30 protein-coding genes are annotated in these 25,686 nt (G+C 60.7%); 15 read left to right on the top strand and 15 right to left on the bottom strand.

The window, feature by feature from the left end:
• The first annotated feature begins 32 nt into the window (after positions 1-32).
• Positions 33-902, top strand: coding sequence for an NAD(P)-dependent oxidoreductase (locus tag AC1DUP_RS25130; protein ID WP_477835246.1), 870 nt, complete (start codon positions 33-35; stop codon positions 900-902).
• 13 nt (positions 903-915) lie between these two features.
• The gene (locus AC1DUP_RS25125; protein WP_477835244.1) at positions 916-1,629 is read left to right on the top strand and encodes a DNA alkylation repair protein; all 714 of its coding nucleotides are present in this window, start codon (positions 916-918) and stop codon (positions 1,627-1,629) included.
• Here AC1DUP_RS25125 and AC1DUP_RS25120 read toward each other — a convergent pair.
• The 5 genes from AC1DUP_RS25120 to AC1DUP_RS25100 all read right to left on the bottom strand — a co-directional run bounded on the left by AC1DUP_RS25120 (position 1,598) and on the right by AC1DUP_RS25100 (position 6,631).
• Complete coding sequence (locus AC1DUP_RS25120) at positions 1,598-2,530, bottom strand: LysR substrate-binding domain-containing protein (protein WP_477835242.1); 933 nt, start codon at positions 2,528-2,530, stop codon at positions 1,598-1,600. The genes AC1DUP_RS25125 and AC1DUP_RS25120 overlap by 32 nt on opposite strands.
• 442 nt (positions 2,531-2,972) lie before the next feature.
• Positions 2,973-4,016: a porin gene (locus AC1DUP_RS25115; RefSeq protein WP_113507688.1), complete on the bottom strand. Its 1,044-nt coding sequence runs from the start codon at positions 4,014-4,016 to the stop codon at positions 2,973-2,975.
• Between the two features lie 869 nt (positions 4,017-4,885).
• Positions 4,886-5,374 (bottom strand): Lrp/AsnC family transcriptional regulator, encoded by a 489-nt coding sequence (locus AC1DUP_RS25110; RefSeq protein WP_113301461.1) that lies wholly within the window; start codon positions 5,372-5,374, stop codon positions 4,886-4,888.
• 70 nt (positions 5,375-5,444) lie between these two features.
• Complete coding sequence (locus tag AC1DUP_RS25105) at positions 5,445-6,086, bottom strand: uracil-DNA glycosylase family protein (protein WP_477835239.1); 642 nt, start codon at positions 6,084-6,086, stop codon at positions 5,445-5,447.
• Entirely contained in the window at positions 6,083-6,631 is a 549-nt protein-coding gene (locus tag AC1DUP_RS25100; RefSeq protein ID WP_477835237.1) for a thermonuclease family protein, read from the bottom strand. The genes AC1DUP_RS25105 and AC1DUP_RS25100 overlap by 4 nt, the downstream gene beginning before the upstream one ends.
• A 106-nt stretch (positions 6,632-6,737) precedes the next feature.
• On the opposite strand from AC1DUP_RS25100, the gene AC1DUP_RS25095 reads away from it, so the two are divergent.
• Positions 6,738-8,273, top strand: a complete 1,536-nt coding sequence (locus AC1DUP_RS25095) for a sensor histidine kinase (protein WP_477835399.1) — start codon at positions 6,738-6,740, stop codon at positions 8,271-8,273.
• Positions 8,274-8,336: 63 nt separating this feature from the next.
• On the opposite strand, the gene AC1DUP_RS25090 is transcribed toward AC1DUP_RS25095, so the two are convergent.
• On the bottom strand, positions 8,337-8,717 hold the full coding sequence (locus AC1DUP_RS25090; protein ID WP_113307687.1) for a diacylglycerol kinase: 381 nt from the start codon (positions 8,715-8,717) through the stop codon (positions 8,337-8,339).
• A 119-nt stretch (positions 8,718-8,836) separates the two neighbouring features.
• Positions 8,837-9,853 (bottom strand): nicotinate-nucleotide--dimethylbenzimidazole phosphoribosyltransferase, encoded by a 1,017-nt coding sequence (cobT, locus tag AC1DUP_RS25085; protein ID WP_477835235.1) that lies wholly within the window; start codon positions 9,851-9,853, stop codon positions 8,837-8,839.
• 174 nt (positions 9,854-10,027) lie between these two features.
• Here cobT and AC1DUP_RS25080 point away from each other — a divergent pair, with 174 nt between their 5' ends.
• From AC1DUP_RS25080 to AC1DUP_RS25065, 4 genes are all read left to right on the top strand, one after another.
• A complete protein-coding gene (locus tag AC1DUP_RS25080; RefSeq protein WP_477835233.1) occupies positions 10,028-10,807 on the top strand; it encodes an adenosylcobinamide-GDP ribazoletransferase in 780 nt (259 codons plus the stop codon).
• A gap of 18 nt (positions 10,808-10,825) precedes the next feature.
• Positions 10,826-11,023, top strand: coding sequence for a DUF1289 domain-containing protein (locus tag AC1DUP_RS25075; protein ID WP_113301468.1), 198 nt, complete (start codon positions 10,826-10,828; stop codon positions 11,021-11,023).
• Positions 11,023-11,721, top strand: a complete 699-nt coding sequence (locus tag AC1DUP_RS25070; protein WP_477835231.1) for a TIGR02281 family clan AA aspartic protease — start codon at positions 11,023-11,025, stop codon at positions 11,719-11,721. Before AC1DUP_RS25075 ends, AC1DUP_RS25070 begins: the two co-directional genes overlap by 1 nt.
• Positions 11,722-11,796: 75 nt before the next feature.
• Positions 11,797-12,654, top strand: a complete 858-nt coding sequence (locus AC1DUP_RS25065; RefSeq protein ID WP_477835229.1) for an NAD(P)-dependent oxidoreductase — start codon at positions 11,797-11,799, stop codon at positions 12,652-12,654.
• Positions 12,655-12,675: 21 nt separating this feature from the next.
• Here the strand turns inward: AC1DUP_RS25065 and AC1DUP_RS25060 are convergent, their stop codons facing one another.
• Positions 12,676-13,641 (bottom strand): alpha/beta fold hydrolase, encoded by a 966-nt coding sequence (locus AC1DUP_RS25060; protein ID WP_477835227.1) that lies wholly within the window; start codon positions 13,639-13,641, stop codon positions 12,676-12,678.
• 155 nt (positions 13,642-13,796) lie between these two features.
• Here AC1DUP_RS25060 and AC1DUP_RS25055 point away from each other — a divergent pair, with 155 nt between their 5' ends.
• Together AC1DUP_RS25055 and AC1DUP_RS25050 are read left to right on the top strand one after the other, a co-directional pair.
• A complete protein-coding gene (locus AC1DUP_RS25055) occupies positions 13,797-14,246 on the top strand; it encodes an Rrf2 family transcriptional regulator (RefSeq protein ID WP_113507774.1) in 450 nt (149 codons plus the stop codon).
• Between the two features lie 126 nt (positions 14,247-14,372).
• Positions 14,373-14,810, top strand: a complete 438-nt coding sequence (locus AC1DUP_RS25050) for a hypothetical protein (RefSeq protein WP_477835224.1) — start codon at positions 14,373-14,375, stop codon at positions 14,808-14,810.
• A gap of 8 nt (positions 14,811-14,818) precedes the next feature.
• On the opposite strand, the gene AC1DUP_RS25045 is transcribed toward AC1DUP_RS25050, so the two are convergent.
• Both AC1DUP_RS25045 and AC1DUP_RS25040 read right to left on the bottom strand, forming a co-directional pair.
• Positions 14,819-15,208, bottom strand: a complete 390-nt coding sequence (locus AC1DUP_RS25045; protein ID WP_477835222.1) for a Rap1a/Tai family immunity protein — start codon at positions 15,206-15,208, stop codon at positions 14,819-14,821.
• Positions 15,209-15,356: 148 nt separating this feature from the next.
• Positions 15,357-15,977, bottom strand: coding sequence for a TetR/AcrR family transcriptional regulator (locus tag AC1DUP_RS25040; protein ID WP_113301477.1), 621 nt, complete (start codon positions 15,975-15,977; stop codon positions 15,357-15,359).
• Between the two features lie 122 nt (positions 15,978-16,099).
• Between AC1DUP_RS25040 and AC1DUP_RS25035 the strand changes: the two genes are divergently transcribed.
• On the top strand, positions 16,100-16,957 hold the full coding sequence (locus AC1DUP_RS25035) for an MBL fold metallo-hydrolase (protein ID WP_477835220.1): 858 nt from the start codon (positions 16,100-16,102) through the stop codon (positions 16,955-16,957).
• Between the two features lie 54 nt (positions 16,958-17,011).
• Here AC1DUP_RS25035 and AC1DUP_RS25030 read toward each other — a convergent pair whose 3' ends face one another.
• The gene (locus tag AC1DUP_RS25030; protein ID WP_113507775.1) at positions 17,012-17,464 is read right to left on the bottom strand and encodes a pyridoxamine 5'-phosphate oxidase family protein; all 453 of its coding nucleotides are present in this window, start codon (positions 17,462-17,464) and stop codon (positions 17,012-17,014) included.
• Between the two features lie 147 nt (positions 17,465-17,611).
• Between AC1DUP_RS25030 and AC1DUP_RS25025 the strand changes: the two genes are divergently transcribed.
• Together AC1DUP_RS25025 and AC1DUP_RS25020 are read left to right on the top strand one after the other, a co-directional pair.
• The gene (locus tag AC1DUP_RS25025) at positions 17,612-18,034 is read left to right on the top strand and encodes a helix-turn-helix domain-containing protein (protein ID WP_113507698.1); all 423 of its coding nucleotides are present in this window, start codon (positions 17,612-17,614) and stop codon (positions 18,032-18,034) included.
• Between the two features lie 19 nt (positions 18,035-18,053).
• A complete protein-coding gene (locus tag AC1DUP_RS25020; RefSeq protein ID WP_477835217.1) occupies positions 18,054-18,434 on the top strand; it encodes a DUF4180 domain-containing protein in 381 nt (126 codons plus the stop codon).
• A 41-nt stretch (positions 18,435-18,475) separates the two neighbouring features.
• On the opposite strand, the gene AC1DUP_RS25015 is transcribed toward AC1DUP_RS25020, so the two are convergent.
• On the bottom strand, positions 18,476-19,468 hold the full coding sequence (locus AC1DUP_RS25015) for a squalene cyclase (RefSeq protein WP_477835215.1): 993 nt from the start codon (positions 19,466-19,468) through the stop codon (positions 18,476-18,478).
• Positions 19,469-19,654: 186 nt separating this feature from the next.
• On the opposite strand from AC1DUP_RS25015, the gene AC1DUP_RS25010 reads away from it, so the two are divergent.
• The gene (locus tag AC1DUP_RS25010) at positions 19,655-20,578 is read left to right on the top strand and encodes a LysR family transcriptional regulator (protein ID WP_477835213.1); all 924 of its coding nucleotides are present in this window, start codon (positions 19,655-19,657) and stop codon (positions 20,576-20,578) included.
• Here the strand turns inward: AC1DUP_RS25010 and AC1DUP_RS25005 are convergent.
• The 3 genes from AC1DUP_RS25005 to AC1DUP_RS24995 form a co-directional block, all read right to left on the bottom strand.
• Positions 20,541-21,278 (bottom strand): SDR family oxidoreductase, encoded by a 738-nt coding sequence (locus AC1DUP_RS25005; protein WP_477835211.1) that lies wholly within the window; start codon positions 21,276-21,278, stop codon positions 20,541-20,543. The two genes, AC1DUP_RS25010 and AC1DUP_RS25005, sit on opposite strands and share 38 nt — an antisense overlap.
• 113 nt (positions 21,279-21,391) lie before the next feature.
• Positions 21,392-22,789 carry a chromate efflux transporter gene (gene chrA / locus AC1DUP_RS25000; RefSeq protein WP_477835209.1) on the bottom strand — a complete coding sequence of 466 codons (1,398 nt, stop codon included), beginning with the start codon at positions 22,787-22,789 and terminating at the stop codon, positions 21,392-21,394.
• Between the two features lies 1 nt (position 22,790).
• A complete protein-coding gene (locus AC1DUP_RS24995; protein ID WP_477835207.1) occupies positions 22,791-23,606 on the bottom strand; it encodes a chromate resistance protein ChrB domain-containing protein in 816 nt (271 codons plus the stop codon).
• A 302-nt stretch (positions 23,607-23,908) separates the two neighbouring features.
• Here AC1DUP_RS24995 and AC1DUP_RS24990 point away from each other — a divergent pair, with 302 nt between their 5' ends.
• Entirely contained in the window at positions 23,909-24,508 is a 600-nt protein-coding gene (locus AC1DUP_RS24990; RefSeq protein ID WP_477835205.1) for a demethoxyubiquinone hydroxylase family protein, read from the top strand.
• Between the two features lie 157 nt (positions 24,509-24,665).
• Positions 24,666-25,601, top strand: coding sequence for a pyridoxal-phosphate dependent enzyme (locus tag AC1DUP_RS24985; RefSeq protein ID WP_477835203.1), 936 nt, complete (start codon positions 24,666-24,668; stop codon positions 25,599-25,601).
• Positions 25,602-25,686 lie beyond the last annotated feature (85 nt).

Below are 25,686 nucleotides of genomic sequence, written 5' to 3'. Positions count from 1 at the left end.
ACCAGTCTGCAAGCAGTTAAGGAGGACAGCATATGGCGAAAGTCGCTTTCATCGGTCTCGGCGTCATGGGTTTCCCGATGGCGGGGCATCTGAAGACAAAGGGCGGCCACGACGTCACCGTCTATAACCGCACCACCGAAAAAGCCGCCGCCTGGGTGGAAAAATTCTCCGGCAAGTCCGCCTCGACGCCTGCCGAAGCTGCCGCAGACTGCGATTTCGTCTTCGTCTGTGTCGGCAATGACGAGGATCTGCGCTCGGTAACATCAGGCGAAAACGGCGTGCTCAAGTCTATGAAGCGCGGCTCCGTGCTCATCGACAACACGACGGCGAGCGCCGAAGTCGCCCGCGAACTCTACGAAGCTGCCAAGGCAAAGGGCATCGACTTCATCGATGCGCCGGTTTCCGGCGGCCAGGCGGGTGCGGAAAACGGCGTACTGACCGTCATGTGCGGCGGCGATGAAGCCGTCTTCGAAAGGGCGCAGCCCGTCATCGACGCCTATGCCCGCATGGTCGGCCTCATGGGTCCGGCAGGTTCTGGCCAACTGACCAAGATGATGAACCAGATCTGCATCGCCGGCATCGTCCAGGGCCTTGCCGAAGCCGTGCATTTCGGCAAGCGCGCCGGCCTCGACATCGAAAAGGTGGTCGACGTCATCTCCAAGGGAGCGGCCGGCTCCTGGCAGATGGAAAACCGTCACAAGACCATGAACCAGGGCAAATATGATTTCGGCTTCGCCGTCGACTGGATGCGCAAGGATCTCGGCATCATCTTGACCGAGGCCCGCAGCAATGGCGCCAGGCTGCCGCTGACGGCACTCGTCGACCAGTTCTACGGCGATGTGCAGGCACTCGGCGGTAACAGGTGGGATACGTCCTCGCTGCTCGCCCGCCTCGAAAAATGATCTGGCGTTCCTGATGATCCGCCCTTCTTCGAGCGCAGTAGACCTGATCGAGCATCTGCAGACGCTGCGCTCTGAAGAGAATATCGCCGGCATGGCGCGTTTCGGCATCGTCACCGAAACCGCCATCGGCATCTCCAATCCCGACCTGCAGAAGATTGCCCGGCTGGCGAAGAAGGATCATGTCAGGGCGCTACAGCTGTGGGCAAGCGATATCCGCGAAGCGCGCTTGCTGGCGCTCTATACATTCGAGCCGAAGAGACTGACGGCAACGGAGGCCCGCACCCTCGCCGCTGATTTCAACTCCTGGGAAATTGTCGATTGCGCCGCCGATCTGTTCGTGGAGGCGAAGCTCGACGCGCTGATCCCGGACTTTGCTGCCGACGAGCGCGAATTCGTCAGGCGAACCGCTTTCGCCATGATCGCCGGCGCTGCCGTGCACAGGAAGAAGGATACGGACGAAAGCCTGATTGCCTTCCTGCCGCTGATCGAGGCCCACGCGACCGACAATAGAAACTTCGTCCGCAAGGCCGTCAACTGGGCGCTCCGCAATATCGGCAAACGCAGCAGCATCTGCCATAGGCCTGCCCTCGCCCTTGCCGAGCGCCTTGCCGCAAGCACGGACAAGACCGCCCGCTGGATCGGCAAGGATGCGGTCAGGGAATTGACCGGCGAAAAGCTGCTGTCGCGGCTGAACCCTACTGCGCCGCAATCGCCGCATTCGTCGTGACGATCTGATGCTGCTTGGATTTCTCGACGAGGAAATCGATCAGCACGCGCACCGCCGGCGGCATGCCCTTGGTCGTCGTGAACACAAGATAGAACTGGCTCTCCACCGTCTGCCAGTCCGGTAGCACGCGAACCAGGCGGCCGGTCTGTATGTCAGACGCGCAGGCATGTTCGAGGATCAGCCCGTAGCCTACACCGGCGCGTGCGGCGTCGAGGATCGCCGTCATGCTGCGGCAGGTAAGCCGCGGCTGATGCCGCACGACCTTCTTTTCACCATCAGGTCCGACCAATTCCCAGGTGTGGAAAGACATCCAGGTGGACATGGCAAGTGTCGGTGCATTGCCGAGTTCATCCACACAGCCGAGTTCGCCCATGCGCTCGACAAGCGAGGGACTGGCGACGAGGATGCGGCGCGCCCGGTCGAGCTTGCGCATCGTCAGGCTCGTCTGCGTTTCCGGCTCACTGGCCGCCCGCACTTCGACATCGATGCGCTCATTGATGAGGTCGGTGCGCCGGTCGGAGCCGATGATCTGCAGTTTGATCTTGGGGTAACGCTCCAGAAACTCGGGCAGAACTGCGCCGAGCGAAATATCGACGAGGCCAAGCGGGCACCCCATGCGGACGATCCCCTGCGGATCGGACTGAGCGTCCGTGACGATCGATTTGGCACGATCGGCTTCCCGGAGAATCGTCTGGCACTGTTCGTAGAAGGCCTGGCCGATCTCTGTCACCCGGAAGTGACGTGTGGAGCGTTCGATCAGTCTTGCGCCCAGGCAATCCTCCAGCCGGCTGACGCGCCTGCTGAGTTTTGAACGGGGTATTTTGAGAGTTCTACTTGCGGAAGCAAACCCACCGCTGGAGACGACGGCGGCGTAATAAAAGTAGTCGTTAAGATCGTCCATTATCGAAACCTACCCGACAGCACTAATGAATGCCAGCCTCTGAAAATGCTTATAACGCCTCACCTGTCACGTTACAGTCAAATTAATGGCATCGAATCCGCCAGGATAAAACCTATCCAAACGCGCAGTTTTCCGGAAAAGATCATTCAACGACAGGATGCATATCGCGCAATATGATGTGGCGCGACTAATCAAAGACAACAGGTAGATTCATATTTTAAGTGTGCATGCGACCAGGGGAAAATTCCGAGAAAAGGTCGCTGAAAGATGAAACCGGCGAGCGTGGCGGCGCTCCAAGTCCTATATCCGTTTTTCAGCTGCAAAGGACTGGCCCAGCAGGGAAAACCGGACCAGTCCCTCGTTACTGATCGGAGGTCATTCTGATCAGAAACTCATGGGTTGGAAGACCCCCGGCACGAAGCCGGGGGTTCCGTCGTTCAGATTAGAACGAGCGCTGCAGACGGAAGTAACCGGTCGTGACGTCGTCGCCATCTTCCGGATCCAGGTACTGGACGGAAGCCTTGGCGTAGAAGTTGTCAACGATCTGGTAGTCAACCGTCAGACCGACCTTCCAAGCATCGCCGAGACCTTCGAAGTCGTCAGCAACACCGGTCGTGACCGGGGTACCGTAGTAGTTGCCGTAGTACTGAACACCAGGGGTGATCTTCAGCTTGTCCGTTGCCTTGATGGCGTATTCGGCAGCAACTGCCCATTCAGCCTGCGAGTAGTAGGAGTTCGGGCCGCTGGAGTAGACAGCAGCGAGGCCGAGCGTGCCCGGGCCGAGTTCAGCCGTACCCATAGCGCGGATAGCGCCGTCTTCGTTGTCGAAGTCCCAGCCGCCGGTAACCTGGTAGCTGAAGGCGCCAGCCGTGCCGCCGATGCCGAAGGCAACGCCGACATTGTTCGGAGCTTCGCCGGTCTTGAAGACGCCGTCTTCCAGTTCGTCGACGCTGAGGCCAGCGTAGAAGGAACCGGTTTCGTACTGATAACGGAGCGAGTTATGCAGCGTTACGACAGAACCGATATCGTCCGTTTCGCCGGAGAGACCATCGTCCCACCAGGAGTAGAAGAGACCGGCGCGGAAGCCAGCGACGTCCAGGTAAGCGGAGTCGAGAATCGTTTCCTGGTTGGAAGCGTTGTCGGCATTGGCCTGGAGAACGATTACGCCGGTGAGCGGACCGTACTCGGTGTCGCTCTTGGCCGTGAACTGAACCTGACCACGGGTTACAGCATCCCAGCTAGAGTCGTTGGTGGCGGAGGTGCCGCCGGCGTTCGGGCCAACGTTAACCTGGAAACGGATGTAGCCTTCGATCTTCAGGCAGGTTTCCGTGCCCGGGATGTAGAAGTAGCCGGTGCCGTAAGCGTCGCAGACGCGAACGTATTCAACCGGCTCCGGCTCGGCAGCAACGATTGCGTCTGCTGCGAGTACCGGGGTCGATGCAGCAAATGCTGCTGCCGACGCAAGCAATACCATCTTGATGTTCATTGTAGAATTCCACTCCTTTGTCGATCGGGGCTTTACCCTGTCTCCGAAGATCCAAAGTCGACCCGTTTGAACAGCCTCACGGCGTGCGGATCGATCGAACCGCCGAACGTTCATCCCACAGACATCTGACTGTAGCAATTCGTGAGCGGCACCAACCCGCAGCCGGACCATGCTTTCCGCGCAAGGCGTGGTTTTTATACAACAATTTCAAGGATTTAGACGGTTAACGCACAAATGCCGCCGCGATAACCAATGGCTATCGCAAGCGGCTGAAATAACTCCTCCCAAAGCAGCGAAAACGGAGCAAAACTCGAACACTTTCGCGAAGCTGCCGGACTGTAGCGCCGGCTAACGACTATATAAAGATCGGAGAATAGGACATGGTGTCCTGAAATCGAACCTAATGGTGCAGATGGCGACCATTAATCGATTTAGAGCCTACTTTTTGTTGTGGAAACAACCATAGGCATACGTTTTCGGCGCCGCTTAAACGTTTCGCCAAAGGCACAAAAAACCGCGCATCGCACAATATTATGCAGCACGGACATTATAAAACGTGTTCCAGATGCCCCCGGAGCACTTTATCAAACCGCACCCGTGCCTCCCCAGCACATGGGCAGTTCATGACCTGCGTGGCTTCGCATGGTTCCATGACAGGAAGATTACAATTTGGAAAGGTTTCGTGCCGCCGTCAAGTGGCAGGTGCTTTGTGCGGCCTATCAGAAGTCACAGATGAACTCCTGAAACTCCCTGCATAGCTTGTCCTGCGCAGATTAGCCCCAGAGGAGCTTTGCTTGCACAAAGAGCGGGCGCGATTCGCTCGCGCCTGCCCTAGATCATCCGGGCTGTATTGAAAGCGCCTGCCCGCCTCAGTCCTCGTTGGACTTGGCGTTTTCGATCAGCATGTAATCCAGCGGCAGCTGAGTCGAATACTTGATCTGCTCCATCGCGAAGGCAGAAGAGACGTCGCGAATCTCGATCTTGGCGATCATCCGCTTGTAGAAGGCGTCATAGGCGGCGATATCGGGCACGACGACACGCAGCAGATAGTCCACATCGCCGCTCATGCGGTAGAATTCGACCACTTCGGGAAACTCCGCCACGACTTCGGAGAAGCGGCGCAGCCACTCGATGGAATGAGTCGCGGTGCGGATCGACACGAAGACCGTAACCTTAGTGTTGACCTTTTCCGGATCGAGGATCGCCACCCGGCGCTTGATCACGCCGTCTTCCTCCATCTTCTGGATACGCCGCCAGCATGGCGTCGTCGAAAGCCCGACCTTCTTGGCGAGGTCGGCAACGGCGAGCGTCGAGTCTTCCTGGAGAAGGCGCAGTATCTTTCGGTCGAGGCGATCCATGCGAAACTAAGTCCCTTTCGAATTATTTTCTTTGTATAGCGCGATTCCGACCATGGAAAAGAATTTTTTTTCAGAGGGCAAGCATTTTGATTCGTGCGCGCAGGACAGGAAGCAGTTCTTCTTCGAACCACGGATGCCGCTTGATCCAGCCGGTATTGCGCCAGCTCGGATGCGGCAGCGGCAGAATCGCCAGTCGGCCCGCCGCCTCCAGACTGTCGCGCCAGGCCCGCACCGTCTCCGTCATGTTTTCGCGCCTCAAAGCACCCATATGCCAGGCCTGCGCATAACCGCCGACCGCAAGCACCAGCTCGATCTGCGGCATGACCGAGAGCACGCGATCCCGCCAGACCGGCGCGCATTCGCGCCGCGGCGGCAGGTCGCTGCCCTTGGCATCATAACCCGGAAAGCAGAAGCCCATCGGCACGATCGCGAATCGATCCCGGTCGTAGAAGGCCGGCCGGTCCACCTGCAGCCACTGCCGCAGCCGGTCGCCGGAGGCATCGTCGAATGGCAGGCCGCTTTCATGCACCCTGAGCCCCGGCGCTTGACCGGCGATCAGCACCCGGGCGCGAGACGAGAGCACCGCGACCGGCCGCGGTTCGTGCGGCAGGCGATCCTCGATGCCACGCAGCGGCGCATCGCGACAGATCCGGCAGGCGGCGATCTCGGCCCGCAGCCCGTCCAGCCGATCCTCGCTCGAAACGTCGTTCATTCCCACCCTGTCCATTCGCCGATCAATCGCTTCAGACCGGAGTACTCATGCCGCGCCTGGTCCCTGACGTCGCGCGGCATCTCGAAATGGCCGGCCCAGAGCCCGAGTTTTTGCGCCCTCGCCTGCCCCTCCTCGCGCTGATAACCGCCGTAGGAAACCGCCATGCCTGAGGCCACCATGCTGGCATTGATATCGCCGGTATGATTGCGGCAGACGACGAGCAGCCGGTCGTAACGATCACGTTCGCTTCCGTCGCATTGCGTCCCGCCATCCGAAACGAGCTTTTGCAGCGCGCGCTGGGCAAGTCTGCCGCAGGGCCAGTCCTGCCCTGCCCGCTCGCATGTCTGCGACAATTCCGGCGCATCGACGCCCTTGAGCCGCATGCGCTCGCCATCAAGAACAAGGCTGTCACCATCGCCGGCATGGAAGCTGCCCCGATGCCGGACTTCCGGCCCGTCGTTCAATTTCGCCGCGATTAATGCAATCAAAGCAAGAAAAGCGAAAGCGGTTGCACCGTCTCGGGTCAACCGGAAAAGCCGTGCCACGCTTTTGCCTCCTTGAAAAACAAACCCTTGGCAAAGATGGCAAACATCTTCTTAAGAATTTCCGGTTAAGCTCTTATTCATCTGCGGGACAAGTTTCAACGTGCACATGAGTACCGGCGTCAGCACATCGACCGACAAGATCATCGTCGACAAATCGCGCGGCCACCGTAACAAGGCCGTGTCCAAGGCCGTGCGGCAAACGCGCGAACGCCTGCAGTCGGGCCATGCTTCCAGTTCCGCCTTCGATCGTGACCTGCTGCGGATGTATATCACTGCTGTGTTGCAGGGCGCGGCGATCATGCCGCTCTTCGTCATTATCGTCGCAGCGCTCGGCACCTATTTCACCGAGGATGCGAGCCTGTTCTTCTGGGCGTTGCTGACGCTGACCTGCCATGCAGTCAATATTCTTCTGGCACGCCGCGCCAGGAAACAGGACATTACCGCAGAAGCCGTGCGCCGCTGGCGCAACCTGTTGCTGGCAGGCCAGTTCCTGATCGGCTGCTGCTGGGCGATCTTTGCTCTGCAGAGCTGTTCGGCCTGCGAACCGTCGAGCTTCACGCTCTATAAGGGCGCTACCCTGTTGATCGCGCTGTCGGTCACGACCATGTCGAATTTCATGCTGACCCCGGCCGTGCTGGTCGGCTTCGCGCCTGCGGTCATCGCACTCGCCGCGAAAAGCGGTCTCTCGCGCGATATTCTGGAACTCTGCCTGACCGCAGTTTTGACCATGACAGTCGTCTTCTTCAATTACATCAGCGATCGGCTCTTCCAGTCCAGCCTGAGGATCCTCGCCTTTCAGTCGGAAAAGGACGATCTGATCGCCGAGCTGGAAGTGGCGAAATCCATGTCGGACGAAGCCCGCCGCCGCGCCGAAGAAGCAAACCTCGCCAAGTCGCGCTTCCTCGCCTCCATGTCGCATGAGCTGCGCACGCCGCTGAATGCCATTCTCGGCTTTTCCGAAGTCATGTCAGCGGAGGTGATGGGGCCGCTCGCGAACCCGACTTACAAGGAATATGCCGGCGATATCCATCGTTCCGGCCAGCATCTGCTCGATCTCATTAACGAAATCCTCGATCTCTCCCGTATTGAAGCCGGTAAATACGAGCTCAGCGAAGAGGCGATCTCACTACTCGATATCACCGAGGACTGCATCGGCATGGTGCAACTTCGCGCCCGTGCCAAGAACATCTCCATCCATGATCAGGTCGAGCGCCAGTTGCCGGCAATCTGGGCGGATGAGAAATCCATGCGCCAGGTCGTGCTCAATCTTCTCTCAAATGCGGTGAAATTCACGCCCCAGGGTGGAGAAATCAACGTCAAGGTCGGCTGGACCGCCGGCGGCGGCCAGTACATCTCGATCAGGGATAACGGCCCCGGCATTCCCGAAGAGGAAATCCCGGTCGTGCTGTCGGCCTTCGGTCAGGGTTCGATCGCCATCAAGAGCGCCGAACAGGGCACCGGCCTCGGCCTGCCGATCGTCCAGGCGATCCTCGCCAAGCACGACGGCCAGTTCATCCTGAAATCCAAGCTGCGCGAAGGCACCGAAGTCATCGCCATCCTGCCGGCCAAACGCGTGCTGCAGAGCATCCCGGCCGTGGAAGAAGCGCAGCCGGTCGCCAGGAGGCGCCGTAGCTTCGCGTGATCACGGCAATTCCAACAAAAATGTGCAGCGGTATTGCGTCCGGAATTGCGGCAGACAAATGCTCTAGAAAAACAGATGCCGGCAAATGACGAAGCCGAGATAAAGGCAGCAGGCAGCGATCATGCAGGTCACGGCGAAGGAGCCGAGATCCTTTGCATGTTTGCCGACGATCGAAATTTCCGGTGAAATCCGGTCGATCACTTCCTCGACAGCCGTGTTCATCGCCTCGATGGAAAAGAGCCCGAGGAAAAGCACTGTCGCGACGACGAATTCCGTCGCATCGGCGCCGATGAGGATAAGCACGATCAGCGCCACGACGAAGAAGCCGAGTTCCTGCCGGAAGGCCGATTCCCTGAATACCCGCAGGAAGCCGGCCCATGAATAGCTGGCCGCTGCCACGAAATGGCGAAATCCCGTTTCCTTGGTCACGGCAGGTTTCGTCAACGGCCCCTCATTTCCTCCGCGCCGGTCGTTTCGCCGCGCATTATTCATAAGCGAATACGCAGATACAGGCTCGCCTGCATCCGCGCAAGCAAAGCGCGGAGCGGCTTGAAGTTCCGGTATCAGTGTTTGTCGGTAACGCCGGCCTGGGCGAAAGTTGCCATGCCGGAATGGCAGGCGGCGGCCGCTTTGACGATGCCGGCGGCAAGCGCCGCCCCGGTGCCTTCGCCAAGCCGCATGCCGAGCGCCAGAAGCGGCGTCTTGCCGAGCTGTTCGATGGCGCGCAGATGTCCGGGCTCCGCCGAGACATGGCCGATCAGGCAGTGGTCGAGCGCAGACGGATTGGCCGCCCGCAGAATCGCGCCCGCAGCCGTCGCAGTATAACCGTCGATCAGGACCGGAATGCGCTCCATGCGCGCTGCAAGGATCGCGCCCGCCATCGCCGCGATCTCGCGGCCGCCGAGGCGCCGCATGATCTCCAGGGGATCGTCGAGGTGATCGCTGTGCAGCTCCACTGCGCGCTCGACGGCATCGATCTTGCGCTCCAGCATCTCGCCTTCCGAGCCCGTGCCGGGGCCGACCCAATCACGCGCCGTGCCGCCATAAAGCGCATAATTGATCGCAGCCGCAATCGTCGTGTTGCCGATGCCCATTTCGCCGATGCAGAGCAGATCCGTGCCGCCGGCAATCGCTTCCATGCCGAAAGCCATGGTGGCGGCGCAATCGCGCTCGGTCAGCGCTGCTTCCTGGGTGATGTCGCCTGTCGGATAATCGAGCGCCAGGTCGAAGACCTTGAGTCCCAGATCATAGGCAACGCAGATCTGGTTGATCGCCGCCCCGCCTGCCGCGAAATTCTCCACCATCTGCTGCGTGACTTCAGGCGGGAAAGGCGTGATGCCCTGCTTCACGACACCATGATTGCCGGCGAAGATCGCGACCAGCGGCCGGTTGACGGCGGGCGGCTTGCCCGTCCAGGCGGCGAGCCAGAAAGCGATCTCTTCCAGTCGTCCAAGCGCACCCGGCGGCTTCGTCAGTTGCGCGTCGCGTTCGCGGGCGGCGACCAGCGCGCGACCATCCGGTCCCGGCAGGTCACGAAGAAGGGCGCGAAAATCGTCGAACGGCAGGCCTGAAACGCTCATCTGAATGGCTTTCCTTGTATTCTTGTCTTTTCCCGGCAAATCGGGTTCTTTGCGTCGCGACTCTCTTAAAGCGAGCGGCCCAGGCGAACAATGTGAAAAAGCACACAGCGCCAAAAGCCGCAGGGAGACAAAGACGCTGCGGAGAGACGGGGGCAGCAGAGAATGATCCCAGCAATGATAAAGAACATCGTGGTCGATGCTGCGCGCGCCGTGGCTTTCCTGAGCCGCATTCCCATGCCGCCATGGCTCTTTGCCGGCTACGACGGCAAGCTTGGTCGGCTGGTCCGTGTCTTCCCCCTGGCCGGGCTCGTCATCGGCGCCCTGCCCGCTCTCGTCTTCCTCGTGATGCTGGCGTTTCGTACCGACCGCCTGATGGCGGCGCTCGTGGCACTCGCCGTACAGACGATCCTGACCGGCGCGCTGCACGAGGACGGGCTTGCTGATACTGCGGACGGGATAGGCGGCGGCAAATCCCGCGACCAGAGCCTTATTATCATGAAGGACAGCCGCATCGGCAGCTACGGCGCGATCGCCCTCATCCTCTCTTTCGCGCTGCGGGCTTCGGCCCTTGCAGCGATTGCCCGTGAAGCATCGCCCCTTGCTACTGCACTTGCCATTCCTGCCGTCGCGGCGCTGAGCCGCGGCGCCATCGCCTGGCACTGGCAGCGCCTTCCCGCCGCAAAGCCGGATGGGTTGGCCGCCTCCGCCGGAAGCCCAGCGGAAGTCACCATGCAGATCGCCCTGGTGACGGCAGGCTTTATCACTGCCATCCTCGTCTGGCCGGCACTCGGTCTGTTGCCGTTCGTCTCGGCCCTTCTCGCCGCCGGTCTCGCGACGCTCGCCTTCACCTGGTTCGTTCGCCGCAGGCTTGGCGGCCACACCGGCGACACGCTCGGCGCTACCCAGCAGATTTGCGAGGTCGCAGCCTTCTGCGCTCTTGCCATGGCCCTCTGAAATTCCGATATATCGCCCATGCGAACACCCTGCATCCGCGTATGCTCCCTGGATCCTCTCACCGGTCTTTGTACCGGATGCGGCCGCACAACGGATGAGATCGCCGGCTGGATGCGCTTTTCCGACGAGGAGCGTGAAACCATCATGGAAGATCTGCCCTCCCGGCTCGCGGCACTCGCTCCCGAATCGACCAAAATGCTGGAGACCATCGGCTGATGCGCCTCATTCTCCTGCTTGCCGTCATCGGCATCGGCCTCGCTGTCCTGCTCTTCAATAGCGACCAGAGCCGCATCTTCGGACTGGCAAGCGACGATTTCGGCCGCTTCGTCTACCTGCTGCCGATCGCGCTGATGCTGGCGGCCGGCATCTGGGGCAGCCGCCAGAATATCGGCCAGACCCTGCGCCAGCTGGTGATCTGGCTCGTCATCATCCTGGCGCTCGCTACCGCCTACCTCTACCGTCAGGATGCGATGGCAGTCGGCAACCGGCTGCTCGCCGGCCTCGTGCCGGGCCGCGCCGTGGTCGTCACGACGAGTGAAGGCGGAGAGGAAGTCATCGTCCACAAGATGCTGAACGGCCATTTCGAGGCCGAGGTCTCGGTGAACGGCCAGTCCGTGCCGATGCTGGTCGATACCGGCGCCAGCATGGTGGCGCTGTCGCATGCCGATGCGCTGCGCATCGGCATCGACCCGAAACAGCTCACCTATTCCATGACCGTGATGACCGCCAACGGCCGCGCCCGTGCCGCACCTGTTACCCTCGATCAGGTGGCGATCGGCCCGATCGTGCGCAGCAACGTCGCCGCATCGGTTGCCGAAGACGGCAGGCTCGACCAAAGCCTGCTCGGCATGAGCTTCCTCGAAACGCTGGGCTCTCTGCAGATGCAGACGGATGAGCTCAGGATGCGGGATTGAGCCGCATCCACCTTGCGGCATCGACCTTGCAGCCCTAGTCTTTGAGCATCCCCGCCAAAGAGGTCTCATCCACCAATGTCTACCACCATCGCATTGTTCGGCGCCGGCGCCATGGGCAGCGCCGTCGGCCGCCGCCTTACCGAGTCAGGCGCGAAGGTCGTCACCTTTCTTGAAGGCCGCAGCAGCGCGACAGTCGAGCGTGCCCGCGCGGCCGGCCTCCTCGCCGCCCCGCTGTCAGCCTTTGGCGAGGCCGATATCATTCTCTCCATCGTTCCGCCGGCTGAAGCTCTCGATGTGGCCGAGCTTATCGCCCCGGTGCTGCGGGACGGCGGCCGGAAACCGACCTTCGTCGATCTCAATGCCATCAGCCCGAAGACAATGGCGAAGCTTGCCGCAGGTCTTGCTCCGACGGGCGCCAAGGTTCTCGACGGCTCGATCATCGGCGGCCCGCCGGTCTCTGGCAAGGCCGGTCCTGTTGTCTGCCTCAGCGGCGATCTCGCTGGCGAGCCGGATTTGCTCGCCCGCTTCGGCCTGAAGATCCGCCCCGTGAAAGGCCCTGTCGGAGCCGCCTCGGCGTTGAAAATGTGTTACGCCGGCATCAACAAAGGCATGACAGGTCTCTCCGCCGCCATGCTGCTTGCCGCCGCGCGCAATGGTGCCAGTGAAGCGCTGAAAGTGGAACTCGCGGATAGCCAGGCCGAGCATCTGACGCGCCTGCGCCACTCGATTCCCGACATGTTTCCCAAGGCCTATCGTTGGGTGGCGGAAATGGAGGAGATCGCCGAATTCCTTGGCCCCGACGATCCGGCCGCCCAGATCTTCAAGGGCATGGCCGGCGTCTTCCAGACGATCACCGACGACCGCAATGGCAGTCAGGAGCTGACTACCACACTCAAAGCCATGCTTGAGGTCAAAGCCATGCTTGAGGATTGAAACCGAACCGCCAGCTGCCGATCACAAGCTGCCTATGAACTCGATGATCGCCTCACTGACGATCTCGGGTCGTTCCTGCGGCAACCAATGGCCCGCACCGGGAACGAACTGCGTTTTCCTGAGATCGGGCACAAGCCCGGGCATGGCTTCGATAATCTGCCGCATGCCGGGGATAGCGAGGCCGGTATCGCGTTCGCCTGTCATGAACAGTGCGGGAACCTTGACCTTCAGCCCTGCGAGAGCCTTCTGCAGCTCCCAGTTCCGGTCCAGGTTTCTGTAATAGTTCAAGCCGCCGCGGAATCCTGTCATCCTGAACGCATCGACCACGACATCAAGATCGGCTCGCGGCAGCCAGACGGTTTCGCTTTCAGGCAGATCGCCAAGCAGGCCTGATGCCCGTGACACCATGCCGAACGGATTGGGTGTGCCATCATCAGGCAATCGCGGACCTGCCTCACCGCTGGCTGCGCTGTAGATCTTGCGCAGCGTCAGCGCCACGTCCCGCTCGAATTCGGCCTCCGCCAATCCCGGCTCCTGGAAATAGAGCACATAAAGCAGGTGATCCGGCGTCGCGGGAAAGATCTTCGTCGGCGGCAGCGGCGGCTGGCCCATCATGGGCACGCTCATGGCGACCACGCCGCGGAACCGGTCCGGTCGCATCAGCGCCGCCTGCCAGGCAACCGTCGCACCCCAGTCGTTGCCGACGATGACGGCCTTTTCTTCGCCAAGCGCATCGACGAGCGCCACCATGTCGGCCACGAGATCGAACACTGTATAGGCACCGATCTCATCGGGGCTGTCCGTCCCGCCGTAGCCACGCATATCGGGCGCCACGGCATGAAAGCCGGCCTGCGCAAGCGCCAGGATCTGATGGCGCCAGGCATGTGACGTCTCGGGAAATCCGTGGCAGAAGAGCACCAGCGGCCCCTCGCCGGCCTCCGCGATCTGCATCCTCAAAGTCCCGGTTTCGATCCTGCGGTACTGCATCTCTGCCTCCAAGAAATATGGCGCTCTGTCGGAAAACGGCCCTGACGCCAAGGTATCTTTTATTCTGTATCTTTTTACGTTACAGAAACCTACATCGTAGAGACTGGAAGTCAATAGACCGTAACAGTATTTGTTACGCTATGTGGAGCGCGCAGATGCGGCAAGACGGAAGACTGGCGCGGATGATCCATGTTCTCGTCCATATGGGATTGCTCGGCGGCCGGGAAACGAGCGAGCGAATCGCCCAGATGCTCAACACCAATCCCGTCGTCGTTCGCCGCACCATGGCGTTGCTGCGCCAGCACCGCATCGTCGAATCCGAGGGCGGCCGCGGCGGTGGCTGGTCGCTCGTAAGGCCTCTCGCCGAGATCACCATTCTGGATGTGCAGCGCGCCCTGCAAGGTGAAACGATCCTCGACGCGCCGCTCTCCAACGATCACCCGTCCTGCCCCGTCGAGCGCGCGACCAATGGCAAGCTGCAGCTTGCCTTTCAAAGCGCCGAGCAGACGCTGGAGCGGGAATTCCAGTTGGTGACGCTGGCCGAGATCGGTGAAATCGCCATGGCGTCGGCCAAGGCCGGCAAGCCGCTGGACGGAAGCGCCTGAATCTGCGAGCATCCGGCAAAACAACAAGACCACAAAAAACAAGAAGAAACTCCTAGTCTGGTGGCACCACATCCCGATCGCCTTCCCTCAAGGCCTCAGCATGTCCGGTGCGACAGGAGTTTTACGATGACTGCATTCTGGCCCTTGTTCGTCGGCGGCGTGGCCCCCGCCCTTCTCTGGGGCATCACCGCCATCTTCCAGAAACAGAGTGCGGTATCGGGCGCCGGCTCCTCCGCCTATCTCATCGCCTTCGGCCTGATGCTTGCGGTAGCGGGCGGGATCTCCGCCCTGATCTGGCGCCCCGCGCCCTGGACGGCGGAAGGCATCGGCTTTGCCGCCATCGCCGGCCTCTGTTTCGCCCTCGGCACCGGCCTCATCAGCTTCGCACTCTTCGCCTACGGCGTGCCGGTCTCTAAACTCGCGCCGATCTGGAGCTGCAACGTGCTGGTGACGCTGACCGTCGGCGCGGTGTTTCTGGGAGAGGCTGCTGAGGTCGATCTCATGAAACTCTCTGCCGGCACCCTGCTCATCATCGGCGGCGCCATCCTTGTCAGCAACGCCTGACGCCAATCTTATCGGCAGCCATAGCTGCGGGTAACGACTGTCATTACCAGATCATCGCCCTCCGCGCTGCGAACACCTGGATTTTCCTGCAGGAAGTGGCAAAGCATATCGCCGATCACGATGGGTGTCGTGGCCGGCGGCAGGCAGATATTCCACCCGACCGAATGGCCGAAACGGGTTATAGTGACCATCGCCTGCGGATCGGGGGCCGCATCGGTGAATGCTCGCCGCGCAAGAAACTCGTCCCTGTTCCACTTGTCGAGCCAGCCAGAAACATAGCCGGTGACGAACTGCCGCGAACCGCCACAATCCGAAAAGAGAAGATCGCCGCTGGCATATTCCATCGGCGCCTTGGCCGAAACAGTCGCCAACAGGGTTGCAATGAGAATGCCCGGCATCTGATCCCTCGCCTGCGTATCGCTGCCGGAAACTTCAGCCCGAACATGTCGGAATTAAGCTGGAACTATTGCCGATGTGTGACGTCGGAAAAGATGGTAAATGCCCGAACCGGAAGGGAAATTTCTCCTTAACCGAGGTAAATAGCCTTCAATGCACCTTGCCGTGGAGCAGCACGTCAAAGACCATGTGCTTGAATGTCTCGAGCGGCGCCCCGCTGCGCTCGGCGCGCATGCGCAGAAGCGCGCCTTCCCAGCTGTTCAGAATGAAATCGGCGAGTGTCCCGGCCGGCAGCTCGCTGGTTAGTGTGCCGTCTCTCTGCGCTTCGGCCAGACAGGCTGCAATCACCTCGCTCCAGCGGCTGAAATGCGCTGCCACATGCTGGCGGATCAACTCGCTATGGTCGACCGTTTCGGCACTGAAATTGCCGAGCACGCAGCCCTGCGTATGGCCCCTCAAGGTAAAGGATGCGACGCGATCGTCGAAATAGGCCTTGAGGCGGCGAAGCGGCGGCTTTTCATGATCGGCGAGAAACCCGATGAGCCGGGCAAGCGCCTGCTCGGAATAGCGATCGGAAACCTCTGCTCCGAAAGCCTCCTTGCTGTCGAAGTAATTGTAGAAGGAGCCCTTCGGAACCTTGATGTCATCGACGATCTTCTGGATGCCGGTCGCGGCAAACCCATTGGCATGGATCTCCTTCAGACCCGCCTCGATGAGTTTCTCCCGCATTTGCATATTCGGCTTGGGGCCGCGGCGGGCCGGCTTTTCCATGTTCGTTTCCTCTTGAATAACTAAATACGACCGGTCATATATTTATTGCCTGGTCACAAAAATCAAGGCCTTTCCCGCTCTCCCAGCCGCCTTAACTCCAACTATTCCAAGGAATTGCCACAATGACCTCAAGCCCCACTCCCAGCCTGCGCTATGATGTCCTGACAATCCGCCGCCCCGGCCTCAGCCGTGATGTGCCGGCTGGCGATCCATCCCTTCAGTGGGTAGCCAATTCCGCCACGCTGATCTCGGGCGAACGCGATGCCGTGCTCGTCGATACCTTCCTGACCGAACCGCAGACAAAGACCCTCGCCGACTGGGTGGAAGCGAGCGGCAAGCGGCTGAAAGCGATCTACATCACCCATGGTCACGGCGACCACTTCTTCGGCATCGGTGCCCTGCTGAAACGGTTCCCCGATGCGAAAGCCTATGCCATATCGGATGTGGTGGAGGCGATGCGCCGCCAGAGCGCGCCCGAAATGCTCGACGGCTTCTGGCGAAAGCTCTTCCCCGGCGAAATCGCCGAGAACATGGCTGTAGCCGATGTCCTTGAAGCACCGGACCTGGATCTCGAAGGCCACAAGCTGATCCCGATCGATGCCGGCCATACCGACATGTCGCACTCGACCGCCCTCCACGTTCCCTCGATCGGGCTGATCGTCGGTGGAGACGTCGTTTATAACGGCATCCACTGCTACCTCGGCGAAACCACCCGGGAGAGCCGGCTGCACTGGATCGAAACGCTGGAGCGGCTCAAGGAGCTGAAGCCGAAGGCCGTCGTCGCCGGCCACAAGATCCCAGAAAATGACGACGATCCCGATATCATCGACGAAACCCAGCAATACCTGCGCGATTTCAACAGGCTTGAGCTGGAAACGACGACAGCGAGAGAACTGTTCGACGCCATGCTGGCGCTCCATCCAAACCGTGCCAATCCCGGCTCGCTCTGGGGCGCTGCCAAAGTCGCTAAGGGCGCCTGACCTTCACGCAATCAACACCAGGCAGGCTGCCGCGCCTCTGCGCGGCACGCCGCATCAGAGCGTGACGAGCTCGGTATGTCCGAACCCCTTGGAATAATCGAGCACTGAAATCACCTTCGGCACGACGCGGAAGATGCAGATCTGATCCTGCGCCGGCATGGCGATCGCCAGACTCTCCTGAACAGGATATTTCGCCGGCATCAGTTGGAGCACCCTGTCGGCCTCGTCAGGGTCTTCCACCCTCTCGGCATGCGCGGCCATCGACAGGCCGGTGATCTGCATCAGCTGGCCGGCATCCGGGTTGATCGTCAGCGACATCCTGTTGTCCCGCGCCAGATTGGCGGCCTTCTGGCTGTCCGGGCTGCAGAGGAAATAGAGCGTCAGCCCGTCATTGACGTAGCCGACCGTCGTCGCCTGCGGCCAGCCATCTGGCCGGAGCGTCGCAACACTCATGATCCGCTGCCCATCCAGTATCGCCTGGATCGTCTTCCTGATCGTCTCATCCACGGCACGCTCCGTTCGGTTTGATAGCTGAAGCATGTGCGGCTACAGGGAGTTCCGCATTGATCCGCATCAAGGCGAATATGATCTGGATTATTCCAAAATATTCCTTATTCTTCTAAAAGAAGATTACCATAGAGAACAGTACGGATCATGTCGGAAGAGTTTTACACCGCTGAACAGGCTGCCGAGCGGCTGAAGCTGCACCCGAAGACAGTGCTGCGGCTCATCCGCGAAGAGCGTTTGCGCGCCACGCGCATCGGCAAATCCTACCGCATTCTGCGCTCCGACCTCGAAGCCTTCGCCGGTGTCAGCAACAGCACCCCGGCCCCGCAGGCCGAGGTCTATGTCACCAGCGTGGTCGAGGTGCCCGATCTCTCCGCCGAAATGTCGAACCGCCTGACGGTGCTGATGCAGGCCATGCTGATCTCGCGGCATCGCCGTCCGCACGCCATGCAGTTCAACGCCGCCTATGACGCGGAACGGCGGCTCCAGAAATTCATCCTCATCGGTACGCCGTCGGATACGGCGGAACTGTTGAACAGCCTGGACGCTTATCTGAAGGCGCTCCGTTGACGACCAGAAAGGACATTCCGTGAGCAATGACATCAGGCTCTCGCACGGCTTTCGTGTGCTGCTCCGCAATCCCGATGGCAAGCCGTTATCGGCTGAAAGCGGAATCAACGATCTGATCGGCCACGCGCTCGGCGAAGCCGTCGATTGGGTGGTGCTGCCGGTCGCTCGCCTGCCCGAGGGTTTCCTGACGCTCCGCTCAGGCATTGCAGGTGTTGCAATCCAGAAATTCGTCAACTACAAGGTTCGTATTGCCATTATCGGCAGGATCGACGCGGAGCTTGCCGGCAGCAACGCGCTGCAAAGCTTCGTCCTTGAAGCCAATCGCGGCACGAACTGCTGGTTTCTCGATACGATGGAAGAGTTCGAGGCCAGGCTTTCGGCCTTCAGCACACCGGCCTAAACCCCTTATTTCCCTAGACAATGCCGGATGTCGTAACAGCGTCACGCAACGGCATGTTCAGCCTGCCGGCCACCCCACCATTTCAGCACCCTGAGTGTCCTGAGCGTCACCCAGCGTGAGGGCTCTCCCTCGCCGTCATCCATCACGAACCAGGCCCGGCCGGACACGCGCCAGTCGAGCGGCCAGCGACCATCCTCCAGTCGCCGCAGGCGGAGGTATTCAATTGCCTCTTTCAGCCGCATATCGGGCGCAGCTCTCGTCAGCAAGCTCGAGGCGCGAAAGTAATCGAGCGCCCGCAACACATCGAAGCGCCAGCGGTTCGGATGCAGGAACTGCATGAACTTCTCGTCGACCGGTTCGCCGGTGCTGAGCCGCCGTATCAGGTGCCGCGCCAGCAGATACTCCTCTCCCGACCGTCTTGCCTCGCGCGACTGCGCCGTGCCGCCGGTTGCCCGCTCATATTCCAGAAGCCCTTCCAGAACATTGATCGTCGTGTGGAAGGACGAGCGCACCGAACCATTCGCCCGCTCGCAGTTCCAGCCGCCATCCGCCTGCCGCTCGCCGAGCAATCTTTCCACGATGGGCGAGACATCGACCCCGAAATAGGCGCCGTCGCCAACCGTGCGGCCGTTGATGCATTCCTCGACCTCGCCCTCCCAGAAGGGCTGCCCGCCCTCGTCCCAGCGGCAATTGGCGCCGATGAGCGCGATGGTTCTCCTTGCGCTTTCGGAGCGCGGATCGAGGCCGAATTCGCGAAGCTGCGTCAGCGAAAAATTCGTCGCCGTCCAGGGCTGGCCGGTCGCCTTCCATTCCTCGCGCGTGAAATCGCTGGGCAGGAAGGAGCCGCCAGCCCACTGCCCATCGGCATCCTGATAGGACAGAAGCTCTGCACCCCAGCCTTCCCGCTCGACCTTCCGCCGCTCGAAAGACCATACGGGCTCCGGCTCATCGAGCAGATCGCGCATCACCTGCCAGCGGATGGCAGGGTCGGAGGCGAGCAGCCAGTCGATCACGGATGTCTCTGATGGCGGCATCAGCAAGTCTCCCTGTCGCTTGCAAATACGGGGCGCAGTTTGGCCAAGCATGTGTCTGCCGTCAATTGCGAGGCTCGGCGCATGAGATGCCGCCATCGGCTACGGCCAAGCGGAGACTCCCTCTTCGCCCTGCTGCCTGATATAGGCAGGGAGTGCCCATCCTTGCCGGGGAGCACGGAGCCCGCGATGAACCCACGACAATTGAAGACCTTTCTTGCGGTCGTAAGGCACGGCAATTTCACCCGCGCCGCCAGCGAGGCAAACCTCGCCCAGTCGAGCCTCAGCGACCAGATGCAGGTGCTGGAAGAGCAATTGGGCGTCCAGCTTTTCGAGCGCTCCCGGCAGGGTGTGACCCTGACACCGGCTGGTGATACGCTGAAGGCCTATGCCGAGGAGATCCTTGCGCTGAACGACGAGGCGAAAGCGGCGATCCATGCAGCCGCCGGCCTTGGCGAACTCATGCTTACGATCGGCACGCTCGAAACCATTGCGGCGGAAAAGCTCGCGCCCTTCCTGTCGCGCTTTCGCGAGATCCATGCTGATATCGGCCTGACGCTGAAGATCGGCGGCAGCGGTGAATTGCAGCGGCGTCTGGAAGACGGCTCGATCGATATCGCCTTCACATTCGATCGCGGAGAACAGGACGAGAGGTTCGTGACCCGTCTGGTCTCGCACGAACCGCTGGTACTGATTGCAGGCCGCAATTCCGCAGCCACGCCGCCGGAAAGCCTTGCAGACCTGAGCCACCTGCCCTTCATCGCCACGGAAACCGGTTGCGTCTATCGCCGCCTCTTCGATACTGCCTTCGCCGAAGCAGGCATTGCCGTACCCGATATTGTCACCCAGGCCGACAGTATCCAGACGATCATCCGCCTCGTTGCATCCGGCGCCGGCTACGGTCTCGTCCCCCGTCTGGCCGTCACTCCGGTTGCGGAGCGCGGCGATGTCGTGGAGCTTCCCTGGCCGGGCGATGCGCCAACGGCCTCGCTGATCATGCTGTGGCGGCGCCGGCGCGTGCAGCCGCCGGCGCTCTCCCTGTTGCTCGCTTCGGCGGGCGAGGATCTGCGGCCGGTCAGACCAGCCGATGCCCGCCTTCGACGTGCAGGATAGTGCCTGTCGTAAAGCCGTTGCCGATCAGGAAGCGGATCGCATCGGCAATATCCTCGGGCCGGCCGACACGACCCGCCGGCAGGCGCTTGGCCATCGCGTCCAGCGTCGCCTGCTTGGCGTCGCCCGCAACGAAACTCCAGATCGGCGTATCCACCCATCCCGGCGACACTGCGTTGATACGAACCGGCGCAAGCTCCACCGCCAGCGCCCGCACCAGCCCTTCCAGCGCCGCATTGACGGCAGCAACGACGGAACCGCGTGCCGCCGGCCGATAGGCGGCGACGCCTGACGTATAGGTAATCGACCCTGACGGCGGCAGGCGGGGCGCGCCGTATTTGGCAAGCAGCAGGGGACCGTAGAACTTACTCTCGACCACCCGTTGCGCTGCTTCAAGCTCGATGTCGGGCAGAAGCTGGTAGGCTCCCTCGATATCCGCCGCCGTGCTGACGATATGATCGACCGGCCCGCAATCGTGGAAGAAGGCTGCAACCTCCTCTTCCCGCGTGAGATCGAGGGCTGCTGTCGTAAGCCCTGCGGGATCGCCTAGCTTCCGCCGTGCTGCTTCAAGCCTCTCTGCGCTGCGCCCGGCAATCGTCACCCGTGCCCCTTCGGCCAGCAGCCGCTGCGCCAGCGCCAGCCCCATGCCGGAACTGCCGCCGATAATGATGATGTCCGCGCCTTCGATCCTGATCTCTGTCATCTGCCGTCTCCTTCTTGGCTCGGAGAGCAGATGCCTCGTTCCGGACAGCAAGAAAAACGGAAGAAACCGATAATGCCATCGGTTTTTCCGATGGTACTGCGGCCCGCAGTGCTTCACGCCGGCCAGAGCATTCCGGCCACTGCGCAGCCGAGCAGCACCGGAATGACCGCCACCCTGAACCGGAAGATCGCGATGGCTGCCGCAAGGCTCAGCAACAGCGACGGCGTCGACAGCGACGTCCAGACAGGCAGCTCGATGGAGAAAGGTCCAAGGCTGTGAATCTCCGTGCTCCGGAACAGGAAGTGCAGGCCGAACCAGATCGCTAGATTGAGGATGACGCCGACCACGGCCGCAGTTATGGCCGTCATCGCGCCTGCAAGTGCTGCATTGCCACGCAGTTTCTCAATGAAGGGAGCGCCGAGGAAGATCCAGAGAAAACAGGGAATGAAGGTCACCCATGTCGTCAGGATGGCGGCAAGCGTGGCTGCGGTGATCGGATTCAGGCTGCCGGGATCGCGATATGCCCCCATGAAGCCGACGAACTGGAGAACCATGATCAACGGGCCGGGCGTCGTTTCCGCCATGCCCAACCCATCGAGCATTTCGTTGGGCTTCAGCCATCCGAAACGCTGGACGGCCTCCTGCGCGACATAGGCAAGCACGGCGTAAGCGCCGCCGAAAGTCACCATCGCCATCTTGCTGAAGAACACGCCGATCTGCGTGAAGATATCGCCGGGTCCGAGGAAGAGATAGAGCAGCAGAAGCGGCAGCAGCCAGAGCGCCAGTAGCACCGACGAGATCCTCAGCGACCAGCGCAGGTTCGGCCGCGCATGATCAGGTATATCTTCCCCGAGCAGCGCGTCAGCGTCGGACAGCATCGCGCCGCCGACTGCCTTGTGCCCGCCATTGCCCTGGAACAGGCGGGTACCTGATTTCGATCCCAGGAATCCGATGATGGCGGCGACCAGGATGATCACAGGAAAAGGCACATGCAGGACGAAGATCGCCAGGAAGGCGGCTGCCGCGATCCCGATCATCGCCCTGTTCTTCAGCGCGCGGCCGCCGACCCTGACGACCGCTTGAATGACGACGGCTAGCACGGCGGCCTTCAGGCCGAAGAACAGGCCCTCGACGGCATCGACGCTGCCGAGGGTCACGTAGAGGTAGCTCAAGGCCAGGATGGACAGGAAGCCCGGAAGCACGAACAGGATGCCTGCGACCAGACCCCCGGCGGTCCGATGCATCAGCCAGCCGATATAGATGGCGAGCTGCTGCGCCTCCGGTCCCGGAAGCAGCATGCAATAGTTCAGCGCATGCAGGAAGCGCTGCTCGCCGATCCACTTCTTCTCATCGACGACGATGCGATGCATGACGGCGATCTGCCCGGCCGGTCCGCCGAAGCTGAGCGCGGCGACCCGCAGCCAGACGCGAAGAGCCTCGCCGAAGGTAACGCCATGCGGGTTAGGCGACGCCCCGGTATCGGGCGTCGCATGGGTGACGGCACTGTTCACGTCAGCCTCCCTTTTTCGCGGAAGGCCAGTTGTGCGTTTCGTCCGTGGCATCGCGGCACCAGCGATAGAAGGCATCGTAGAGCAGCATGCCGGCATCCAGTTGCTTGAGGTCGTCGACGAACATGCGCGACAGGCCGAGCGAAGCAGCCAGCAACCCGGCGACTTCAGGGGCGAGGTCCGGCCGGGCGGTGTCGGCGCCACGAACGATCGTTGCGAGCCTCGACATCGGCCCCGAAGCAAGGCCGAATTCCTCGATCATCACATCGAAGGTGCAGAGCTCGCCGCGGTGGCTCCAGAAGACCTCCTCGATATCGAAGGGCATGGCGCCGAAGCGATCGCCAACCAGCAAGACGTCGGACGTCGGCACGAAGAGAAAAACCGCGGAGGGATCGACGAAGCGCCGGATGAGCCACGGACAGGCGATGCGGTCGATCTTCGGACGCGCACGCGTGACCCAGCAGGTCCGTCCCTGCCGGTCGCGCGGCGGCAGCCTGTCGACGGGCACGGCCGTCCCGCCCGAGCCTGTCCAGGCTTCGAAGCCGCCTTCCAGCACCTCCGCCGCTCCCCCGGCATGCCGGATATGGGCGGCGACCCCATGGCTGAGCTTGCCGCCYGCCTGGCAGACGACGACCACCGGCCCGGCGAAACCGGCTGCCCATTCGTCGATATTGGTGTGGGATTTGCGGATCGAGCCCGGCACGAGCCGCGGATCGCGGGCGAAATCATCGTCGACGCGCACATCGACGATGACAGGCGCATTGGGTGTGCCGACGATACGGTTCAATTTGTCTGAAGATATTTCGAGAAATGATGGCATGACGCGTCCTCCGGTGTTCGGTTTCATGGACGCGATTCTTCGGCATGTCGCCTCGTGGGGTGATCGCAACCCCATATGATTTTTATGCGCGCCGTCGTTTTTCATGTCAAGCTGCGGAAGGTTCATGTCTTCTGCGATATTGTTCCGCCGGACATCAGCGCGTTGCTGGCGGAAGAAAAACGGAAGAACCGATGGCGCCATCAGATTCTCCGAAATACGCCTCATGGGGTTTGCCCAGCCATTGACGATCGCGGCGGTCGTATTGCCTATTGCAAACAGGGGAAGCTGGGGCCGCATGCATCATGGACAATCTGCCTGATATCGTCAGCAAGCGCGATCCGGACGTCACCGTCAGGCGTATTCTCAAGGTCAATCACGCCGGCGAATTCGGTGCTATCCGCATCTACGGGGCGCAGATCTGGATGGCCCGCCGTCTGTTTCCGGAGATCGTGCCGGCGCTTCAGGACATGCGGGAAGACGAGATCAGGCATTGCCGCCTGTTTCGCGAGGCCATGCCCGCGAGGAGCGCCAGGCCGTGCCTTGTGATGGCCTTCTGGAGCCTCGGCGGTTTTGTGCTCGGTTTTCTGACGGCGCTCGGAGGGCGCAACATGGTCTGGATCTGCACCGAGGCGGTGGAAAGCACCGTTCATCGCCATCTGGAAGAACAGCTAGCCTTCCTTGAGACCAGAGACCAGGAGCTTCACGCCCTGATTGCTTCGATCCAGGATGAGGAACTGGCGCATCTGCGCGAGGCCGAGGAAAAGCAGACGGCGCACGGGATCAGCCACGCGCTGCTTCTGCCCATCATCGGTGCGCTCACCGATCTCATGATCTGGCTTTCGACCTGGGGAGATTCGAGCTGGATGCGCGCTGAAATCGCGCGGCCCGCGCGGAATGCCTAAATCGCCAGCATCAAACAAGTGACACGGAAAATGCGTCGGATTCCCAAATCCGTTAAAGCAGCTTTCTGTCACTAACGCCGACGCACTCAAGATCCTATTTTCGTTGTGTTTTTTGGCTATGTTCTCATTTTTTACCAGCAATGCTGTGGGAGGAAATATGGATGATTACCCGCTGATCGGCCAAGCCCTATCAACTACTTTGAAGAACGACATCGAGTTTATCTTAAATCATGCAATGCCCGGAAAATTCAGCGAATTAGCCACAGCAGGAGATAGTTCCGGCGCCATTAGATTAGTTGATGAAACACAACAATATGCGGGATCCTTCAAATACAGAGGAGCCGTGCTCGGAGTGAGCAAACATCCCCAAGGCGTCGTCGCTTGTGGCTCCGGAAACTTTCCAATTGCGGTAGGCCTGGCGGCCTCTAAACTTGGAATTCCAGCGATATTGGTGATACCCGAGGATGCACCTGTTTCCAAAAGAGAGTTGGCTCGCAATTCGGATTCTGAAGTTTTGTTCGTTCCGAGGACTGACTTTGCTGACGTTGCGGAACGGCTAGCGAAGGCCCGTGGTTTGCCGTTGCTACATCCGTTCCGTGATGCAACCATGCTGATTGGCAGTTGCTCCCTTGGTGTTGAACTTGCCCGTACCATTCAAGCGAGTGGATCACCTGATGATGCCATTGTTGTCGCTTGTGGCGGCGGCGGACTGGCGGCAGGAACCGCATTGGGAATTAGGCTCAGTGGATTAAAGAACGAGATTTACGTGGCTGAACCAAAGAACTATCCGCGTTTGCAAGCCGCAATCACTGTGTCTCATCCGGTCGAGATCACTCCTCAGGGGCAAACAATTTGTGATGCTTTGCGGGCAACTGAGATCGGTGCACTTTCATTTCAGATTATCGAGAAAATCGGGGTACGCACTCTGCTATCGTCAGACAATGCAGTTCTTGAAGCACAAGCGCGACTGCGGCGTGAATGTGACGTAATCGCAGAACCAAGCGGAGCATTGGCGTTGGCGGCGCTCTTCGAAAACGAGCTTCCGAAACGGCATAGCAAATTCTGGGTCATTGTATGCGGCGGTAACGTCTAATTTGAATCAGAGAAATTCAGGATGTTTCTGAGGGGAGACTCGAGCTGGATGCGCGCCGAAATGGCGCGCTCCAAAAAAGCCTGGC

The organism is Rhizobium sp. 01L419 (assembly GCF_056400025.1).
Note: the sequence above shows the minus strand (reverse complement) of the source record. Positions and strands in the feature narration are given on the sequence as shown.

Excerpts from the sequence above, each read along its gene's own strand:
- AC1DUP_RS25110 (WP_113301461.1), bottom strand. The coding sequence starts at position 5,374 with ATGGATCGCCTCGACCGAAAGATACTGCGCCTTCTCCAGGAAGACTCG.
- AC1DUP_RS25080 (WP_477835233.1), top strand. The coding sequence starts at position 10,028 with ATGATAAAGAACATCGTGGTCGATGCTGCGCGCGCCGTGGCTTTCCTG.
- AC1DUP_RS24990 (WP_477835205.1), top strand. The coding sequence starts at position 23,909 with ATGGACAATCTGCCTGATATCGTCAGCAAGCGCGATCCGGACGTCACC.
- AC1DUP_RS25075 (WP_113301468.1), top strand. The coding sequence starts at position 10,826 with ATGCGAACACCCTGCATCCGCGTATGCTCCCTGGATCCTCTCACCGGT.
- AC1DUP_RS25045 (WP_477835222.1), bottom strand. The coding sequence starts at position 15,208 with ATGCCGGGCATTCTCATTGCAACCCTGTTGGCGACTGTTTCGGCCAAG.
- AC1DUP_RS25040 (WP_113301477.1), bottom strand. The coding sequence starts at position 15,977 with ATGGAAAAGCCGGCCCGCCGCGGCCCCAAGCCGAATATGCAAATGCGG.
- AC1DUP_RS25015 (WP_477835215.1), bottom strand. The coding sequence starts at position 19,468 with ATGCCGCCATCAGAGACATCCGTGATCGACTGGCTGCTCGCCTCCGAC.
- AC1DUP_RS25010 (WP_477835213.1), top strand. The coding sequence starts at position 19,655 with ATGAACCCACGACAATTGAAGACCTTTCTTGCGGTCGTAAGGCACGGC.
- cobT (WP_477835235.1), bottom strand. The coding sequence starts at position 9,853 with ATGAGCGTTTCAGGCCTGCCGTTCGACGATTTTCGCGCCCTTCTTCGT.
- AC1DUP_RS25060 (WP_477835227.1), bottom strand. The coding sequence starts at position 13,641 with ATGCAGTACCGCAGGATCGAAACCGGGACTTTGAGGATGCAGATCGCG.
- AC1DUP_RS25130 (WP_477835246.1), top strand. The coding sequence starts at position 33 with ATGGCGAAAGTCGCTTTCATCGGTCTCGGCGTCATGGGTTTCCCGATG.
- AC1DUP_RS24985 (WP_477835203.1), top strand. The coding sequence starts at position 24,666 with ATGGATGATTACCCGCTGATCGGCCAAGCCCTATCAACTACTTTGAAG.
- AC1DUP_RS25095 (WP_477835399.1), top strand. The coding sequence starts at position 6,738 with ATGAGTACCGGCGTCAGCACATCGACCGACAAGATCATCGTCGACAAA.
- AC1DUP_RS25065 (WP_477835229.1), top strand. The coding sequence starts at position 11,797 with ATGTCTACCACCATCGCATTGTTCGGCGCCGGCGCCATGGGCAGCGCC.
- AC1DUP_RS25005 (WP_477835211.1), bottom strand. The coding sequence starts at position 21,278 with ATGACAGAGATCAGGATCGAAGGCGCGGACATCATCATTATCGGCGGC.
- AC1DUP_RS25050 (WP_477835224.1), top strand. The coding sequence starts at position 14,373 with ATGACTGCATTCTGGCCCTTGTTCGTCGGCGGCGTGGCCCCCGCCCTT.
- AC1DUP_RS25105 (WP_477835239.1), bottom strand. The coding sequence starts at position 6,086 with ATGAACGACGTTTCGAGCGAGGATCGGCTGGACGGGCTGCGGGCCGAG.
- AC1DUP_RS25120 (WP_477835242.1), bottom strand. The coding sequence starts at position 2,530 with ATGGACGATCTTAACGACTACTTTTATTACGCCGCCGTCGTCTCCAGC.
- AC1DUP_RS25055 (WP_113507774.1), top strand. The coding sequence starts at position 13,797 with ATGCGGCAAGACGGAAGACTGGCGCGGATGATCCATGTTCTCGTCCAT.
- AC1DUP_RS25115 (WP_113507688.1), bottom strand. The coding sequence starts at position 4,016 with ATGAACATCAAGATGGTATTGCTTGCGTCGGCAGCAGCATTTGCTGCA.
- AC1DUP_RS25125 (WP_477835244.1), top strand. The coding sequence starts at position 916 with ATGATCCGCCCTTCTTCGAGCGCAGTAGACCTGATCGAGCATCTGCAG.
- AC1DUP_RS25070 (WP_477835231.1), top strand. The coding sequence starts at position 11,023 with ATGCGCCTCATTCTCCTGCTTGCCGTCATCGGCATCGGCCTCGCTGTC.
- AC1DUP_RS25025 (WP_113507698.1), top strand. The coding sequence starts at position 17,612 with ATGTCGGAAGAGTTTTACACCGCTGAACAGGCTGCCGAGCGGCTGAAG.
- AC1DUP_RS25035 (WP_477835220.1), top strand. The coding sequence starts at position 16,100 with ATGACCTCAAGCCCCACTCCCAGCCTGCGCTATGATGTCCTGACAATC.